We start from the raw sequence: 16,393 nt of genomic DNA on the forward strand, positions 1-16,393 counted from the left end.
TTGTTGATCTCTTCGCTAAAAAAGATCCGCTCGTTTCCAGTACAATCATACTGTAGCGCTATAACAGGCGCACCTGAATTGGTTTAAGCAAACGGCTTCAACCAACCTGTTCAAAGGCCATTTTCCCCTTTAACGTCACTACCTCTTCTCACCAAACGAGGCTCTCTGCAAGCTATTTTAAAAAGTACTTTCCTTCTCATCACATTTTGTTCTTTTATTTGTTTCATCAATCATACTGATTTACGGATAGTTTAGCAAACATTTTCGAGGCCGTCAACCACATTTTTAATTTAAAACTTTTTTGTTTTTCATCAAAAAAAGAAAAGAGGTTTCAATCCCTCTTTTCTAAAACAATTTTACTCTAATCCTTTTTTAACATCTTCTATCATCAAATGCATTGATTCTAATCCACCACCGCTTAGATACCAAACATCCGGTTGAAGCATAATAACTTTATCATTTTTACCAGCATCGGTTTTTTGAATCAATTCGTTTGCAGCGACGTTATCTTTTGAATCGTCGCCACCAATTGCTTTGGTGCGATCTACCACAAAGAGAATCCCAGGATTTTTTTCTAAAACATATTCGTAAGAAACACTTTGCCCATGAGTGGAAGCTTCAATCTTATCGTCTGCTGCTTTGAAGCCAAATGTATCATGAATTAAACCGAAACGAGAGCCTTTTCCGTAAGCGGAAAGTTGACCTTCGTTAACTAACACAACAAGCGCATTATTCGCGCTAGCTTCTGCTTGTTTTTTCACGTCAGCAATTTCTTTTTCTAAGCCAGTTATTTTTTCTTTGGCTACCTCTTCTTTATCAAAAATAGTGCCTAACGTTTCGATATTTTGTTTCGTTGATGCCCAAGGATTTTTGGCATCTACAGCTAAGTAAATGGTTGGCGCAATGGCTTTTAATTGTTCTTGATAATCTTGTTGACGACCAGAAATAATAATCAAGTCTGGTTTTAGTTGATTGATTTTTTCTAAATCTGGTTCTTTAATGCCGCCTGCTGATTCAACTTTTTGGTATTTTTTCAAATACGCAGGGATATTTTTGGTTGGCGCACCTACCACGCGGTCACCGACACCTAGTGCGTCCATTGTATCCAAGGAACCATTGTCAAAAACAACGACTTTCTGAGGATTTTTGGGAACGGTTAATTGACCATTGGTGTCTTTGACTGTGACTTCCGTTTTAGCTGTTGTTTCTGTTGTTGCAGAATCTGCTGTTTTTTTATTTGTTTGACAAGCACTTAACATTAACAGTCCCATCATTGAAACTGCCATCATTGCTAAAAATTTCTTTTTCATTCTTTTCCTCCAAAAACGTTATTTTTAAATTGCCCGATTTAGTGATAAAGACAAAAGCGTTTTCCTTCAATTTCACAAATCCGGATATTCATTTCATAAAGATCATTTAAAATACTTGTTTGAATAACTTCTTCTGTTGCGCCATGCGCATAGAGCTTTCCGCCTTTCATGGCGACAATTTCATCTGCATAGCTTGCGGCAAAATTAATATCATGTAGAACAATCAGAATCGTTTTTCCTAGTTCATCTACTAAGCGTTTAAGAATCTGCATCATTTGAACCGCATAATTCATGTCGAGGTTATTTAAGGGCTCATCCAATAAAATATAATCGGTATCTTGGGCTAAAATCATGGCAATATACGCCCTTTGTAATTGGCCCCCAGAAAGGGTATCAATGTATTCTTCTGCCATTTCAGTTAAGCCCAATTGTTCCAGTGCTTCTGTTACTTTTTCATGGTCAGCGCTTTTTAAGCGACCTTTGGAATAAGGAAAGCGGCCAAAATTGACTAGTTCTCGCACAGTTAATTTAAGTTGTACACCGTTGGCTTGTTTTAAAAGGGCAATTTTTTGTGAAAAAGCTGATTGCTTCCAGGTTTTTACTTCTTGCTTGTCCAGATAAATTTCCCCGGTATCTTTGGGAATTAAGCGACTCATCATGGCTAGCAGCGTGCTTTTCCCAGCGCCATTTGGTCCAATAAAGGCCGTTAATTTGCCTTCAGAAATAGGTAAATCAATGTCTGAAACGACAAATTTATCGCCATATTTTTTTGATACATCACTCATCTGGATCATGTGCGTTGCTTCCTTTCTGCAATAATTTTCCATATAAAATAAACGCCCCCAACAAATTGAATCACCACACTTAGCGGGGTATTCAAATGAAAGACCTGTTCAACCATCAATTGACCAAACACCAGTAAAAAGACTGCTATTAAACTTCCTGCCACAAACAGTTCTCGGTGGCGATAGGTTTTCATAAATTGATAACTCATATTGGCTACGATAAAACCTAAAAATGTAATCGGTCCCACTAATGCTGTTGATAAGCCGACCAGACTACTGATCAAACACAACAACACTAATTGAAACTGATTCACAGCAATCCCCAAATTCTGTGCTTGATGGTTCCCTAAATGTAAAACGTCTAAACGGTAACTTTCCCGCCAAAGTATCCCACAAATCATGAGTACCGCCACACCAACGAAAACGAGATACTGACTATTGACGTTACCAAAACTGGCAAACAACTTTCCTTGGAGTAAGTCGTATTCGTTAGGATCCATAATCACTTGTAAAAACGTACTAATACTACTGAAAAAAGTACCTAAAATCATGCCAATCATCAATAATAAAAATAAGTCGGATTGATTTTTGCGTAATAGAAAATACGATAAACTAGTACTTAAAAACACCATTAAAAAGACGTTCATCAAAAACGACCCAAGACTTACTTGACCTAACGCTTGTGCGCCTCCTAAAAGAAAAAATAACACCGTCTGCACAAAGACGTACAAGGAATCCATCCCTAAAATGTTTGGCGTTAGGAAATGATTTTGCGTGACTGTTTGAAAACTAATAGTTGAAAAAGCCGCAGCGATTCCAACAAAAATAAAAGCCAATAACTTTTTGCCTCGTAACGCCAAAGCAAAGGACCAATTGCCATACGTGTTATAAGTTAAATAACAAAGGCTCACAATTACTACGGCAGCTAAAAGCAAAAGTAATGAAAGCCATTTTTTTAAAGGCCGTTTCATTGTTTGCGCCCCCTTAGTAATAATAAAATGAACAAAATGCTCCCTAATATTCCGACAACCACGCTGACAGGAATTTCATAGGGGGCAATCAATACTCGTGCTAAAATATCACAGATTAACAAGAACAAACTCCCGCAAATCCCAGTTAACCACAAGGTATTTTTCATATGATCGCCATAACGTAAAGACACGAGATTGGGAATCACAACCCCTAAAAACGGAATATTCCCCACCATCAATAAAACGATGGCACTTGCTAAAGCAACCAGCGTCAAACCTAAAAACTGAATTCTCTGGTAATGGACGCCAAGACTATTTGCAAATGCTTCACCCATACCAACGACAGTGAAATGATAAGCAAATAAATAAATAACAAACCACAAAGGAATCATTAAGAATAACCATTCATAATTCCCTTTCATAACTGTGGAAAAATTTCCTTGTAACCAAGCAGACATATTTTGAACCAATTGGTATTGATAGGCAAAAAATGTGGCAATTGAACCTAGAATGTTACCAAACATCACGCCCACCAAAGGGACCATCACTTGATTCTTACTTGGTAATAATCGAATGAGCGCTAAGAATAACAAGGTCCCGCTTAGCGCAAAAATAAAAGCAATTGCCGTTCGATAGAGAAACGGAGCTGTTGGGAAAAATAACATTGCAACTAAAATACCCAACCTTGCACTATCGGTTGTTCCAGCGACACTAGGAGCGACAAATTTATTTTGTGTGAGTTGCTGCATAATCAATCCAGAAATACTCATCGTACTACCAGCAATGATTAAACTCAACGTGCGGGGAACACGGGTGGTAAATAAAACAAATTGTTGCTGCGCATCTAATTGAAACAACTGAGAAAGTGCAATGTCCTTCACCCCTATCACTAATGACAATAAGCTGAAAAGTAATAGTAGAACAAACAAACCAATCTTTTTCATGAGAAAACTCCATTTTTATTTAATTGAGAATGATTCTCATTCTTAGTTACAGTGTATGAGAAAACCATCACAAATGCAACCACTTTTTTTCCTTTATTAAAAACTTCTTCTCAAGCCGACTGACCAACGACTTATCTAAGATATGCTATAATGGAGGGAAACGTTAGGAAAGGAGTGTTACTGAATGGCGAATGATGACTTACAACAACGTCTGGATAAAGGAATGTACGGTACGCCCCTCGTTAATCCTGAAGAACAACACAAATACATGGGCACATTTCGTGAACGCTGCCGTCTCTCCATGACCGTCGCTGAAATGAAAGATGCACAGAACCAAAAACATTTATTAGAAGAATTAGCGAAGCATCCTGAAGTTACAGTACTTTTAAATGGCGAAATCTCTTCTGACCTGCAAAGTACCTATATTAAATTATTAAATCAGCATGGCGCAACCTTTAAGATTGTTAACAATTTTGTGGAGAACAACCCTGACTCTCTCGGCTTACTGTTAGCTGAAAAACATGCAGTCGATGAACCTGTGATTGACGTTACAGAAAAATATCCTCAAGCAACAGAAACGCCAAAAGAAGAGCCAACAGCTAAAAAAGGCTTTTGGCAAAAGCTATTTCACTCATAAAAAGCTCAAGGAAAGTTATGAGCGCTTCCATTTATAATAGAATTGTGCTATTATAAAGATGAAAAAGAGAGGTATGCGGGTAACATACCTCTCCTTTATACCAGCGCCAGTTATAAGAACTGGTGGCTTACTGAGTTAAGTTTTTATTGTTCTTTAACCGTTCAGCCGTCTAAGCTTATGAACGGTTATTTTTTATCGTTTTTCGTTGCTTCAAGGATACCGAAAATCAGTAACGCAACAAGGGTTGCAAAACTAATCATCAATTCCAATGTCGCTTCGATTGACAAAAAAAATGCTCCTTTCGTTAAAGTGCATCGGATACACATAGGCATCACCTGCCTCTCTAACTCAGAGCCACCGTCATACAACTTTCATTGGTAATAGTTTTAGTATAACCTATTGGGTTCACCAAGAAAACGTTTTTATAAAGAATACCGCCAAAAAATCTATTATGAATTTTTTGGCGGTATTCTTTTTTTATTGAACCACTTCTGGGTATAAAAGTTTTAAAACGTCCATTGTTAAACGGCGTCCTTTTCCAGCGTAAGGATACACATGCATGTGCATGGCTGGATTAAAGTTTGCTTCGATAATCCCGTACGTTAAGCTATCACGTGCGCCTTTTACGTCTTTGTCAGGAATGATTAAATCAATACCACAAATTTTGGCTCCTAAAGCAGCTACGGCCTCAATGGCGATTTGTTTATAACTATCATCAATGACATCGGTCATATCAATCGAATCCCCGCCCGTGCTAACATTAGAATTTTCTCGCAAGTACACGATTTGCTCTTTTTCTGGCACAGAATAGATAGTTAAACCTTGTTCTTTCAACATTAGTTTTTCTAAATCATTTAACTGGATTAACTCTAGTGGTGCACGGTGATTGGTCCCCCGCAATGGATCACTATTTTTAGCGGCCACCAATTCTTCTACAGTGTGTTTGCCATCTCCCGTAACATTGGCTGGCACGCGCAACATGATGGCTTTTACATCATTATCTAACACAAAGAACCGATATTCTGTTCCAGGTAAAAATTCTTCAATTAAAACCGCTGTGTCCTCTTTAAAAGCAATCCGTAACGCTTCCGTAAAGTCTTCCAACGAAGCGCCTTCTTTAAAAATGGTAATTCCTAAACCGTAATTCGTTGATTTTGGTTTCACGACAAACGCTTTATTGGCGTAGCGTAAATGTGCTTCCTGTGCCTCAATAAAAGATGAAAATTCTTCACCGCCAGGCACATGGAACCCTGCTGCAGACAAAATTTTCTTTGTCACGGTTTTGTTTTCCATAATCAATGGTACCACGTAGTTATCTTTGCTAGTCATGTTGGCATTTTTGACGTATTCAATGTGCTCGCCATGTTGCAGTTTCAAAAATTGCTCTTGTTCATCTAAAATTTCGATTTCCAAACCTTTTTGAATCGCATCAAACAAGAAAATTTGTGTGGATAATTCCATCTCACGGAAACCAGCTAATTGATAAGGGCGTTCAAAGGCCATACTTTGATATTGGTTTCCAAAAATATTTCCCAGTTCACTGTTGGAGTTTTCTTGAATAATCGTCCACATTTTGCCAGAAACGGTGTCTTGTGGATTCCGCAGTTGTTGATAATACTTACCGACAACTTCTTTGCCTTTACGAATGCCTAGAGCATCTAACATATCAATCATTTCTGAAAAAATCCGATCGCCTTCTGCAATTAACTTAATCGTTTCATGAGGATGACCAAGAGCCACTTGTTCATTAAAAATATCGCCAGTTTTTACCCATTCATCCGCTTCTTCTTTTTCATCTGTCCACAATAAATACAACATGAAATAATGTAAGAAATCCACGGTATCTTCCACAATGCCTAAACGTGAAAAAGGATTTAAGTCTAAATTACGCAACTCGATATAGCGAATACCTGTTTTAGGCAGATCAGACATTTGTTTCCCGCCACGTAAGCGCACAGGCGCATAAAATTCTTTTTCTTCAGAAAGTAAACCATTTTCCACCATGCGATGAATATCTTCTAAATAGCGTTCCAATGAGGCATACGATACTTTCACATTGTCATGATTTCTGTAGCCATACGTACTATTCCGAATACTGCGAATGGGTTCTTGCGGTTGGTCGTCATAGACTCTAAAGTAGCCGTCTTCACTAACTGGTGAAGCCCCAAAAAGATACGTAATTAACCAGCGATAACGTAAAAAGTTACGGGCAACTTTCATGTACACTTTCGTTTTAAATTGTTTGCAATCTGTCACTTCGGATTGTTCATCATATAATTGCTGAATCAGGGCTTGGTCATACTCAAAATTAAAATGAATTCCGCTGACCATTTGTTTTCGTTTGCCATACTCTTTTGCCAAATAACGACGATATAACACTGCATCATATTGATCTAATTTAGCAATTTTAATCTCTTCATCTTTTGTTGGTAATTGTGGCGGCATACTTAATGGCCACAGCATTTCATCTTCTGGAATCGAACGACGAGCCACATCGTGAATGGCATCTAAAAAACGAAGCATTTCTGTGCCGCTATTTGCTACAGGCGTGATTAGTTCTAATTGTGTTTCACTAAAATCTGTTTGAATATATGGATGATAAGAACGGTTACCAAAAACCGTTGGATGATCAGTTGTCGCTAAAAGCCCTTCTCGTGTACTACGTTGGTTTTCTTTTTCTAAACCAAAACGAGCCATCAATACGTAAGGACGAACATTTTTCTTTTGCATTAATTCTCTATAATTCATCTTGTCGCCTTTCTTTCTACAAACTATCTGTTTCTCTTACTATTATATAGGAAAACGAGTAAATATGCTGTTTTTTTGAACGTTCGCTTGGGAATTTTCGAGACACTTTTAGAGAGCACCTTTTTCCGTTATACTGAAAACAACTAGTTTATAGAAAGTGGGGATTGCTCATGAAAAATCGTGCATTACTTTTAATTGACTTTCAAAAAGGCATCGAAAGTCCGACGCAGCAATTGTACCGTCTGCCAGCAGTGTTGGAAAAGGTCAATCAGCGTATTGCTGTCTACCGCCAACACCATGCGCCCATTATTTTTGTTCAACATGAAGAAACTGAACTACCTTTTGGCTCAGACTCTTGGCAACTTTTTGAAAAGCTGGATGCACAGCCCACAGATTTTTTCATCCGCAAAACACATGCGAATGCCTTTTACCAAACAAATTTAAATGATTTATTGACGGAACACGACATTCAAACGTTAGAAATTGCTGGCGTGCAAACCGAGTTTTGTGTGGACACTACAATTCGGATGGCTCATGGTTTAGGCTATACGTGTTTGATGACACCGAAAACCACTTCCACCTTGGATAATGGACATTTAACCGCGGCACAAATTATCCAACATCATGAAGCTATTTGGGCTGGCCGCTTTTTGACTTTTTTGCCTTCAATAAATTGAGGGCTTTTCCAAAAATTGTTTGTTCACTATGTTTTCTTGTCGTATTTCATGTTAGTATAAGGAAAAAGTGTTCAGTTGATTAGTTGAAGATTTAGAGTGTGGGACATAAGTCGATTAGGCTTGTCTCTCATGTTCTGTCTTTTTTTATGTCATCATTCACTAAACTAATAAATAATTGGAGGTATTTTATGAACAAATTTTTTACAGCCCAACGTTTAAAAGACACCGCCTATGTAACAGTCGGTGCATTCATTTTGGCCATTTCAATCAATGCGGTCTTATTGCCAAATAAACTTGTCGCAGGCGGAGCCAATGGTATTAGTATTGTTATTAATTATGTTTTCGGGATTAGTCCCGCCATTGTTCTTTACGCCATCAATATTCCTCTTTTAGTGCTTTGTTTCTTACTTCTTGGGAAAGAGGTCGGTGTCAAAACCATTTATGGCAGTCTTATTTATCCATTTTTTGTAGGAATTACTTCGGGGATGCCTGTTTTAACACATAATATTTTTCTAGCAGCATTATTTGGCGGTATTATTACAGGTGCTGGCCTAGGCTTGGTTTTCCGTGGCAATGCTTCAACTGGTGGGACAGCAATCATTTCACAAATTGTCAATAAATACTTCAAAGTTTCCTTAGGTATTGCTATTTTATTCGTCGATGGTTTAGTCATTTTATCAGCAATGTATGCTTTTAATGCAGATATTGTGCTATTCTCTTTAATTTGTTTATTTACAATTGGTCGTGTCGTTGACATGATTCAAGTTGGTCTGGTTCGCTCGAAGAATGTGATGATTATTTCACCAAAATATGTCGCTATTCAAGAACGCTTATTACGTGAACTAGATAAAGGTGTGACCTTGGTGCCAATCGAAGGCGGTTATCGAAGCGCGAAAGGCATGCTCTTAATGACTGTCATTCGTGAAAAAGATTTTCCCCGCTTAAAAGAAGCCATTCTTGAGATTGATGAAGAAGCTTTTTTGATTTCAATGAGTGCGAGTGAAGTCTACGGAAAAGGATTTAGCTTGAAAAAAGTAGCTGATTCTTATGGCGTTGAAGCTACTAATGCCAATAATTTACAATAGTTTTTTGTAGGAAAAGAGCCGCAAAATCTGTAGAGATTTTGCGGCTCTTAATTTATACTCTATTGTTCAGTCATCTTAAAAAATTCGATTTCTTTATTCAATTCTTCGATTAATTCGTTTTCATCGGTTAATGTTAAGATTTTCATTCCTCGCTCTATTAGTACGCTATTTTTTTCACAAATTCCCATTCTAACAAAATAAACGCCTAAAAAATCATATCGTTTTAAATCTAGTGCTAGTTGTTTCATTCGAAGCAAAACATTTTCACACTCAGCCATCTTACAATTTTTCAAATAAATGGTTGATAAATTAGTCAATATAGATATTTCAAGATCTTTAATTTTAGCATATGTACTGTATTTCTTTAAAGAATACAATAACTTATCGGATATGGCTTCGATTGTTTCAAGTGGGAAATAAAACAAAATACCATTAAGTAAGCGAATCTCATTATAATACCATACATCCATTTTCTCTAATCTAGTCCAAATTTGACTAATTAGCAGTTTCGATTTGCACACATTGCTACTCATTGATTCTAATTGGAAGGCTAACTGAGCTTTTAATAGCATCTGAATATCTTTGATATAATAATCATCCGTTATTTTTAAAAATTTTTCGCATCGTTTTAGCAAGTCCTTGATATTCACTTTGTCTGTATTATTTATTAAAGAATTGAATTCTTCAATGATACACTCTCTTTCCTGGGGCTGATAAACATTACATATATACTCGAACTCAGAAAAACTCATATTTATTTGTTGTAATAAATACTCCATAGTTTGATAACTGGGCATTATTTTACAATTTTCTAATTTGGATAAGGTTGTTCTGGATAATGCTTCATGACAAATTTTTTTCTGCGAAATACCTTTAGACTCTCTTACCTCCTTATAAACTTTCCCAAAATTCCATTTCACCACCATCACTCCTTTTTATAATACTTGTGACTAAAGTGTACAAACTGATTTTTTCTTAATTTTATTTGTTAACATAATTCTAATCAAAAATTCAGAAAAATACAAATATAGACTGGAGGTGATTATTATTTATATTAATTTTTATATTTTATGGTTTTTCTAATTTTTGATAAAAATTACACAATTAGGAGGACTCTTTATGAAAATCAAAACTAAAAAATACAACGTAGAAGTAAATCATGTACATGTGAACCAAAAAAACAATCTTTTTGGAACGTTAAAAATCACATCTATTAATCCTGCATTTGTCTCTGATACAAAAAAACCTACAGAAAATCATATTATTTGCGGCACATGTCATTGTAGCGCTTCAAACATACGCGCCTAATTTTTGAATGATACATTAAAAAACAAGAGTGGATAGTTTTTCCACTCTTGTTAAGTTATTATGCAAAGGAGTCGTTTTATGAAATTATATTTTAATAATGCTTTTTCTATTATTAAAGAAGACCAACACTATTTTTTATTTGAGAAAAAAGACCAAAAAAAGACCACTATTAATGAAGATATGTTTCATTTGCTTAATGAAATACAAAAATTAAACGGTATTGATTCAGATAAATATGTAGAAATTTCTTCTTTAATTATGGAACTTAAGGAAAAAAATATATTGACTTCCATTTCACAATTATCTTGCGATAATTTTTTTATAAAAAACTATTCAGTAGAGATGCTGTTTATAGAATTAAGTAAAAAATGTAATTTAAAATGTCAGCATTGCTATAATGAATCTTTATATTCTATAAAAGATACTCTAACTACTGCTGAGCTATTTAAACTTATTGATCAAGCCAAATCTTTAGGTATTTTTAAAGTTCAATTAACTGGTGGAGAACCTCTTCTTAGAAAGGACATAGTTGATATTTTGGAATATCTATTTAAATCAGGTTTTTCAATAAAAATATTTACTAATCTAACTCTTCTAAAAAATAAGCATCTTGCTTTAATAAAAAAATTTCATATTAGTATTGTTACAAGCTTAGATTTTTTAACAGATAAACAACATGATACATTTAGAGGAAAAGTAGGAGCCTTCAATACAACATTAAATTCTATCAAATTATTAAAAGAAGAAAGAGTTCCTGTCAGAGTGAATTCAATATTAGATGGAAAATCTAACATTGAAATTGAAGACTTCGTTAATTTTTTAAAACAAGAACTTACAGTTGATTATTTGATGGATATTATAATTCCTACAGGTAGAGCTGATTGTGTCGACATTAAAGAGTTTTACAGATTAGTTGAAGCTTATAAAGTTATTGCAGTCGATCAACAAACTAGTTCTACTCAATTTACATTTGAAAATGAATGCAACATTTCAAAAAATTGTATCTATGCTAATGACTGTGGCATACAAAAGAGTTTTTTATTTATCGATCATTTAGGCAATGTGGGTATTTGTCCCTCATTACGCATAGATCATTCATCTATGTTTTGTTTAGGAAATATCTTACACACTCCCTTGGAAAAAATGTGTGCCTTAATGGAAACTAAAAAAAATGATATAGAATGCCGTCATAAAAAAAGTTGTGCCTTTTTTAAAAATTGTCATGGAGGATGTCGCTCAAGAGCGTATCATTTTTCTAATGGAGATATCAATTCCGTAGACCCTGTGATGTGTAATCTATTTGATATATTGGAGGAGCATATTGATGAAGTACACAAATTTAGAATTCCCTAGCATAACGCTAGCTTCTGGTTTATCAGAAGCCAACGTATTAAATATTATTCAGCAAGCATTAGAGCTCAATATTCAAACAATTGTTTTAACCGAGCCTTCTCAAAATTTAGTCTCTACACTACAAACTAAATTTCCATCCGTAAATTTTAATAAGTTGTTCAATCGTTTTATTTGTGATGAATCTCCACTACCAAAAATTTTCCAGTGTTCCTACCGAAGCATTTCTCTATCCTCGTTGAACAAACTGAACAGTTTAAGAGACATTTTGTTTTATAATATTGAAATTGATAAAAGCTTCAGCAAAAGTAAACTTATTAAAGCATTGGATATTTCAAAAAGTTTCAATGGTTATACAATATGTAATCCAATCATCTGTCCTGATATAGATAGTCCGTTGAATATATATGATAGTGTTATTCATTTAATTTGTAATCACTCTAATAAATACTTATTACTTGAAAAAAAACATTTAAAAACAAGTTTAATTCAAAATCATCCCTGCAATGTACATGCATGTTCCGGTAACTCCTGTCATGAAAAAAAATCTGGATTACCTACACAACTTTTCATAGATAACAAGTTACAATTATATGCTGATAATGAAATTTTTTTAGGTGAATTAACTGACAACCTTTTATATGAGATACTTTTGGACAAGAAAGAATATTATTTAAGTATGTTGAAATCAGTCTATTCTACTTATGTATTAAATCATTCTTACAATTATTTTCCTTTAGCGTATTATATACATTTACTACACGGGGAGGGATTTTTTGAAAAAAAGACATGCTAATATTATGTTAACTGATAATTGTAATCTAAATTGTTCATTTTGTTATGCAACAGATTCTGAAGTCTCCCATCAAAGCATTCCTTTTGCACATTGTAAAAACATCTTACTTTCTTTAAAAATTCAGGGATGTAACTCTATATCTTTCACTGGTGGGGAACCCCTTCTTTATCAATATAGTAAAGAAATATTCTATACTGCTAAACATTTAGGGTTTCATACTACGTTATACACAAATGGAACTATTATAGATGAAAATCTTCTGGATTCAAATGTAATTGATTCTTTTATAATTAGTGTAGATGGTCCCTCGGCTATTCACGATATTTTAAGAAAAAGGCGAGGCAGCTATAAATCAACTATACAAAATATTAATAAAATAATTAAAAAAAACATACCTTTAACCCTAGCTACTACTGTGTCTAGTCAAAATTTTGAAACTTTAGATGAGCTTTCTGTTTTGATAAAAAAAATAAAACCAAATTTTTGGAGAATTAATTCTTGCCTGCCTATAGGAAAAGCATTAAACAATATTCTGTTCGCCAATGCAAATAATATTTATAAAAAAATCGTTACTTACTCTTTAGATAAGGACCTTCCTTTAATAATTACAGATTTACATTCCGTAAAATCACTAAAAATTGATTATCAGAAACAAATAGATAACTTCTTTTCATCTATTTGGATATCTCCTGACACATCAATTTCACTCTATCCAAGGTCATTAGGTGCAAAAACTATCTGTTTGACATTAGAAAATTTAACTCTCCTTGATTATTTGTATAAGGAGATTTCTCAAGACTTTGATTCTTATTTAAAACAAACAGAAGAAAAGATAATAAATCCATATTTTATATTAGAAAAATTATTCATAGAAAGGACATCCCACCTCGATGCTTAAATTTTTATTCAGTAAAAATCGAAAGTTATTCCTTGCTACATTTCTGATGACATTACTTTTCGCTACCTACAAACCGATTTTTTCGCTACTGATTTTATTCGACTCAAATTATATTAAACAAGAACAAACTTTCCCTTTTTACATCTTAGTTTGTATCAACTTAGGAATTCTATTTAGTCTTGTTTTAATTAATTTAGGATCACAAATTGTTCAACAACATTTTTTTGCCAGTTCTTTAAAAAAAATGAATAATCAAATGTACCAAGCTTTGATTCGGTTACCGCTGGCTACTTTAATAAAAAAATATCCTACAGAAAAAGTTGTTAAAATAATGACGATTGACAATCCTTTTGTGATAAAAAAATATCTAGGTGCGCTAATTAGTTTGATTTATTTTATTTGTTCATTTTCTCTAGGTTCGCTATTAATTCTAACAATTAATTGGCATATTTGGCTCTATTTATTAGCCTTAACGTTGATTTCTTTTTTTACAACGAAACATTTTGTCAAAAAAATCGCTATATATCAAAAAAAATTTAATGATTCACAAGCTAATATTGTACAAACATTGCAAGATATTTTTGAAGACTTAGCAGTATTAAAAATTTTTTCTATTGGCAAACATCTCTTTCCTCGTTTTTCTCAAAAAAACAAAGAAGCTGAAAAACATTTTTTCAAGAATAATTTTTTCCAATCAACGATAACAGTTATTAATGATACTTGTGGGTGGTTTATTCAAATTGGTTTGTTATTAATAGGTATTTTTTTAATTCGCCAGCAAGAATTGACTTTTCCCGAACTATTAGCGATAACACAATCTGTCGAAACAATTACTACTCCTATTTTTTGGCTCTCAACTGTATTAACAGAACTTTATTCTACAAAAGAGATTCGCAAAGTTAATGATGTCTTGCTTTCCACCGAACCTAAACTTCTTCATTCTTCTATAGTTCCCAAAACAATTTTATTTAATAATGTTTTGATTACTTATGAAGAAAAAAATATTGGTCCGATTAATTTAGAATTATATTCAGGAAAAAAGTATATAATCATTGGTAAAAACGGAAGTGGAAAATCATCTTTCCTAAAATTATTGACACAAGAGATAAATCAGTATCAAGGAAAAATATTATTGAATCAACAACAAGAATTACGCACAGTCGACTTCTCGACAATGATTGGCTATGTTTCCCAAAAAGCCAAGCTTTATGATGGGACAGTCGCAGAAAATATTACTTCTTTCAATAAACCTAATAAAGAGAAGTTACATGAAATTGGTAAAAAAGTTTTTGGTGCCAATTTTGAAATAATTTCCAATCAATCTACTGCCACAATCAGTGGTGGTGAGGCTATGTTAGTTTCCTTGGCTCGGGCGCTATATGAAAATCGTCCATTTTTATTGGTAGATGAACCAACTTCTTCAACAGATAAAGAAAATACTGAAAAAGTTTTATCCCTATTAGCTGAAAGTTCTAAAACAGTCCTTGCTGTTCTTCATCATGTAAACAATGATATTTCTAGTAAATTTGATGAAGTAATTCAAATGTAAAAGAATATACACCATTTTCAAAGTTAGACTTTTTAATCTAAGTTTGAAGAATGGCGTATATTTTTGTTTGGTTATAATATTTTTTCTGTAGAGATTTTGCGGCTCTTTTTACATCTTCATCCAGACAGGTTCTAAGCTATTGCCATCCAAATCTTGCACTTCTAAGCCATACATTTGCTCTTCTGGTATTCCCATATCAACTCGGTAGCAGTTGCCTCCGTTAGCTTTGGCGGTTTCGCCAAACTGTTTTACGGCTTCGGCACTCTCTAAACTAAAGGAAATTAATGCCCCACTGGTTGTTTGCGCATCAATAATTTGCTTTTCTTGGATAAATTTTCCATAAAAGTCATGGTTCAACAACATAATCCAAAATTGATCATCCCACATCATCGAACTAGCTTCCTCTGTTGAAAATTCCTCGTTCTTTTTGAATCCAAGTTTTTCATAAAAGGCTGTAGAACGTTGGACATCCGCTACTGGGAAGTTAACAAAAACCATTGTGCCCATGTGATTCATCCCTTTCTTTTAATCATCTACGACAGCTAACTGTGCGTTGCGACAAAATCAACAAGCTTGTTTGATTTATACTAGCATATTCATAAAAGAAATGTTACTAAAACGTTTTCTTAAGGTAATTCTCGATAAGCCAAGTGCTGAATGATTTCACTATGTTGTGGATAATCGTTTAACAATTCCGCTTGAGTAAATAACTCGAAGTCTTCAAACTCAAAGCCTGGTGTAACCACACAACTGACTAACGCAAATCCTGCCGCTACTGTAGAGCCAAAGATTGTGCCGGCAGGAACTGAGAACGAAAGCTGTTGTCCTTGAACTAAGTCTTTCCCTAACTGAACAGCTTGATACGTTCCATCAGGAAAAATACAGTGAACGGTTAACGGCTGACCATCGTGAAAAAACCATAATTCATCCGCTTTTAAACGATGAAAATGTGACGGACTTTCTGTATTTAATAGAAACAAAATCGCTGTATGCAACGCCCGTTCGCCTCGTTTGGTCGGAATCAATTGTTCACTTTTATTGGTTTGTTTAAAATAACCGCCCTCAGGATGCGCTTCTAATCCTAACTTCTCAATCCACATTTGTTCTGTCATCTTCTCCCTCACTCCTTCATTTTTTCAGAAACAATTTAGGAAGAACTTAGAACATCCGTCCCAATCCTAAAATAAACGGCGGGACAGGAGGTCGGGACAGAACCGTTTAGCTCCGAGAAATAAGAAGAAATTTCCGAAAATTGCTCTTTAATTTTTGGAGAATTTCGACTTATTTCCGAAGGAGTTGGTTCTGTTCCCGCCGTTTATCAGGTTTTGAGCCTGG

At 34.5% G+C, this 16,393-nt stretch carries 17 protein-coding genes and 1 other annotated feature (1 of these 18 only partly in view); of the genes, 8 read left to right on the forward strand and 9 right to left on the reverse strand.

The window, feature by feature from the left end; all coding sequences use genetic code 11:
- Nucleotides 1-209: a binding site (T-box leader), on the reverse strand (it extends 37 nt beyond the left edge of the window).
- A 147-nt stretch (nucleotides 210-356) separates the two neighbouring features.
- From IGL90_RS12535 to IGL90_RS12550, 4 genes are read right to left on the reverse strand one after another with little or no spacing between them, the layout of a single operon-like run.
- Nucleotides 357-1,310, reverse strand: a complete 954-nt coding sequence (locus IGL90_RS12535; RefSeq protein WP_002359060.1) for a siderophore ABC transporter substrate-binding protein — start codon at nucleotides 1,308-1,310, stop codon at nucleotides 357-359.
- Nucleotides 1,311-1,348: 38 nt separating this feature from the next.
- Complete coding sequence (locus IGL90_RS12540) at nucleotides 1,349-2,104, reverse strand: ABC transporter ATP-binding protein (protein ID WP_002354962.1); 756 nt, start codon at nucleotides 2,102-2,104, stop codon at nucleotides 1,349-1,351.
- Complete coding sequence (locus tag IGL90_RS12545) at nucleotides 2,101-3,066, reverse strand: iron chelate uptake ABC transporter family permease subunit (protein ID WP_002371665.1); 966 nt, start codon at nucleotides 3,064-3,066, stop codon at nucleotides 2,101-2,103. Before IGL90_RS12545 ends, IGL90_RS12540 begins: the two co-directional genes overlap by 4 nt.
- Complete coding sequence (locus tag IGL90_RS12550; protein ID WP_048737629.1) at nucleotides 3,063-4,010, reverse strand: ABC transporter permease; 948 nt, start codon at nucleotides 4,008-4,010, stop codon at nucleotides 3,063-3,065. The genes IGL90_RS12545 and IGL90_RS12550 overlap by 4 nt, the downstream gene beginning before the upstream one ends.
- Before the next feature lie 184 nt (nucleotides 4,011-4,194).
- Between IGL90_RS12550 and IGL90_RS12555 the strand changes: the two genes are divergently transcribed.
- Nucleotides 4,195-4,647 (forward strand): YueI family protein, encoded by a 453-nt coding sequence (locus IGL90_RS12555; RefSeq protein ID WP_002359057.1) that lies wholly within the window; start codon nucleotides 4,195-4,197, stop codon nucleotides 4,645-4,647.
- A 185-nt stretch (nucleotides 4,648-4,832) separates the two neighbouring features.
- Here the strand turns inward: IGL90_RS12555 and IGL90_RS12560 are convergent, their stop codons facing one another.
- Nucleotides 4,833-4,934 carry a putative holin-like toxin gene (locus tag IGL90_RS12560; RefSeq protein WP_021164442.1) on the reverse strand — a complete coding sequence of 34 codons (102 nt, stop codon included), beginning with the start codon at nucleotides 4,932-4,934 and terminating at the stop codon, nucleotides 4,833-4,835.
- A 190-nt stretch (nucleotides 4,935-5,124) separates the two neighbouring features.
- The gene (gshAB, locus tag IGL90_RS12565) at nucleotides 5,125-7,395 is read right to left on the reverse strand and encodes a bifunctional glutamate--cysteine ligase/glutathione synthetase (protein ID WP_002361023.1); all 2,271 of its coding nucleotides are present in this window, start codon (nucleotides 7,393-7,395) and stop codon (nucleotides 5,125-5,127) included.
- Between the two features lie 170 nt (nucleotides 7,396-7,565).
- On the opposite strand from gshAB, the gene IGL90_RS12570 reads away from it, so the two are divergent.
- Both IGL90_RS12570 and IGL90_RS12575 read left to right on the forward strand, forming a co-directional pair.
- Nucleotides 7,566-8,072 (forward strand): cysteine hydrolase family protein, encoded by a 507-nt coding sequence (locus IGL90_RS12570; protein ID WP_010820308.1) that lies wholly within the window; start codon nucleotides 7,566-7,568, stop codon nucleotides 8,070-8,072.
- Between the two features lie 188 nt (nucleotides 8,073-8,260).
- Nucleotides 8,261-9,157, forward strand: coding sequence for a YitT family protein (locus IGL90_RS12575; RefSeq protein WP_002365354.1), 897 nt, complete (start codon nucleotides 8,261-8,263; stop codon nucleotides 9,155-9,157).
- A gap of 59 nt (nucleotides 9,158-9,216) precedes the next feature.
- Here the strand turns inward: IGL90_RS12575 and IGL90_RS12580 are convergent, their stop codons facing one another.
- A complete protein-coding gene (locus tag IGL90_RS12580) occupies nucleotides 9,217-10,083 on the reverse strand; it encodes a helix-turn-helix domain-containing protein (protein WP_002415662.1) in 867 nt (288 codons plus the stop codon).
- 193 nt (nucleotides 10,084-10,276) lie between these two features.
- Between IGL90_RS12580 and IGL90_RS12585 the strand changes: the two genes are divergently transcribed.
- The 5 genes from IGL90_RS12585 (at nucleotide 10,277) to IGL90_RS12605 (ending at nucleotide 15,058) form a co-directional block, all read left to right on the forward strand.
- Complete coding sequence (locus IGL90_RS12585) at nucleotides 10,277-10,465, forward strand: hypothetical protein (protein ID WP_010777987.1); 189 nt, start codon at nucleotides 10,277-10,279, stop codon at nucleotides 10,463-10,465.
- Between the two features lie 78 nt (nucleotides 10,466-10,543).
- Complete coding sequence (locus IGL90_RS12590; protein ID WP_010777988.1) at nucleotides 10,544-11,818, forward strand: radical SAM/SPASM domain-containing protein; 1,275 nt, start codon at nucleotides 10,544-10,546, stop codon at nucleotides 11,816-11,818.
- Entirely contained in the window at nucleotides 11,790-12,611 is an 822-nt protein-coding gene (locus IGL90_RS12595) for a hypothetical protein (protein WP_010777989.1), read from the forward strand. Before IGL90_RS12590 ends, IGL90_RS12595 begins: the two co-directional genes overlap by 29 nt.
- Nucleotides 12,592-13,509, forward strand: a complete 918-nt coding sequence (locus tag IGL90_RS12600) for a radical SAM protein (protein WP_010777990.1) — start codon at nucleotides 12,592-12,594, stop codon at nucleotides 13,507-13,509. The genes IGL90_RS12595 and IGL90_RS12600 overlap by 20 nt, the downstream gene beginning before the upstream one ends.
- Nucleotides 13,502-15,058: an ATP-binding cassette domain-containing protein gene (locus IGL90_RS12605; protein ID WP_010777991.1), complete on the forward strand. Its 1,557-nt coding sequence runs from the start codon at nucleotides 13,502-13,504 to the stop codon at nucleotides 15,056-15,058. The genes IGL90_RS12600 and IGL90_RS12605 overlap by 8 nt, the downstream gene beginning before the upstream one ends.
- Before the next feature lie 108 nt (nucleotides 15,059-15,166).
- On the opposite strand, the gene IGL90_RS12610 is transcribed toward IGL90_RS12605, so the two are convergent.
- Both IGL90_RS12610 and IGL90_RS12615 read right to left on the reverse strand, forming a co-directional pair.
- Entirely contained in the window at nucleotides 15,167-15,565 is a 399-nt protein-coding gene (locus tag IGL90_RS12610) for a VOC family protein (RefSeq protein ID WP_002354951.1), read from the reverse strand.
- A 119-nt stretch (nucleotides 15,566-15,684) separates the two neighbouring features.
- The gene (locus IGL90_RS12615; protein WP_010777992.1) at nucleotides 15,685-16,170 is read right to left on the reverse strand and encodes a cupin domain-containing protein; all 486 of its coding nucleotides are present in this window, start codon (nucleotides 16,168-16,170) and stop codon (nucleotides 15,685-15,687) included.
- Between the last annotated feature and the right edge of the window lie 223 nt (nucleotides 16,171-16,393).

Source organism: Enterococcus sp. DIV1307a (assembly GCF_050537425.1).
Classification (GTDB): Bacteria; Bacillota; Bacilli; order Lactobacillales; family Enterococcaceae; genus Enterococcus; species Enterococcus faecalis.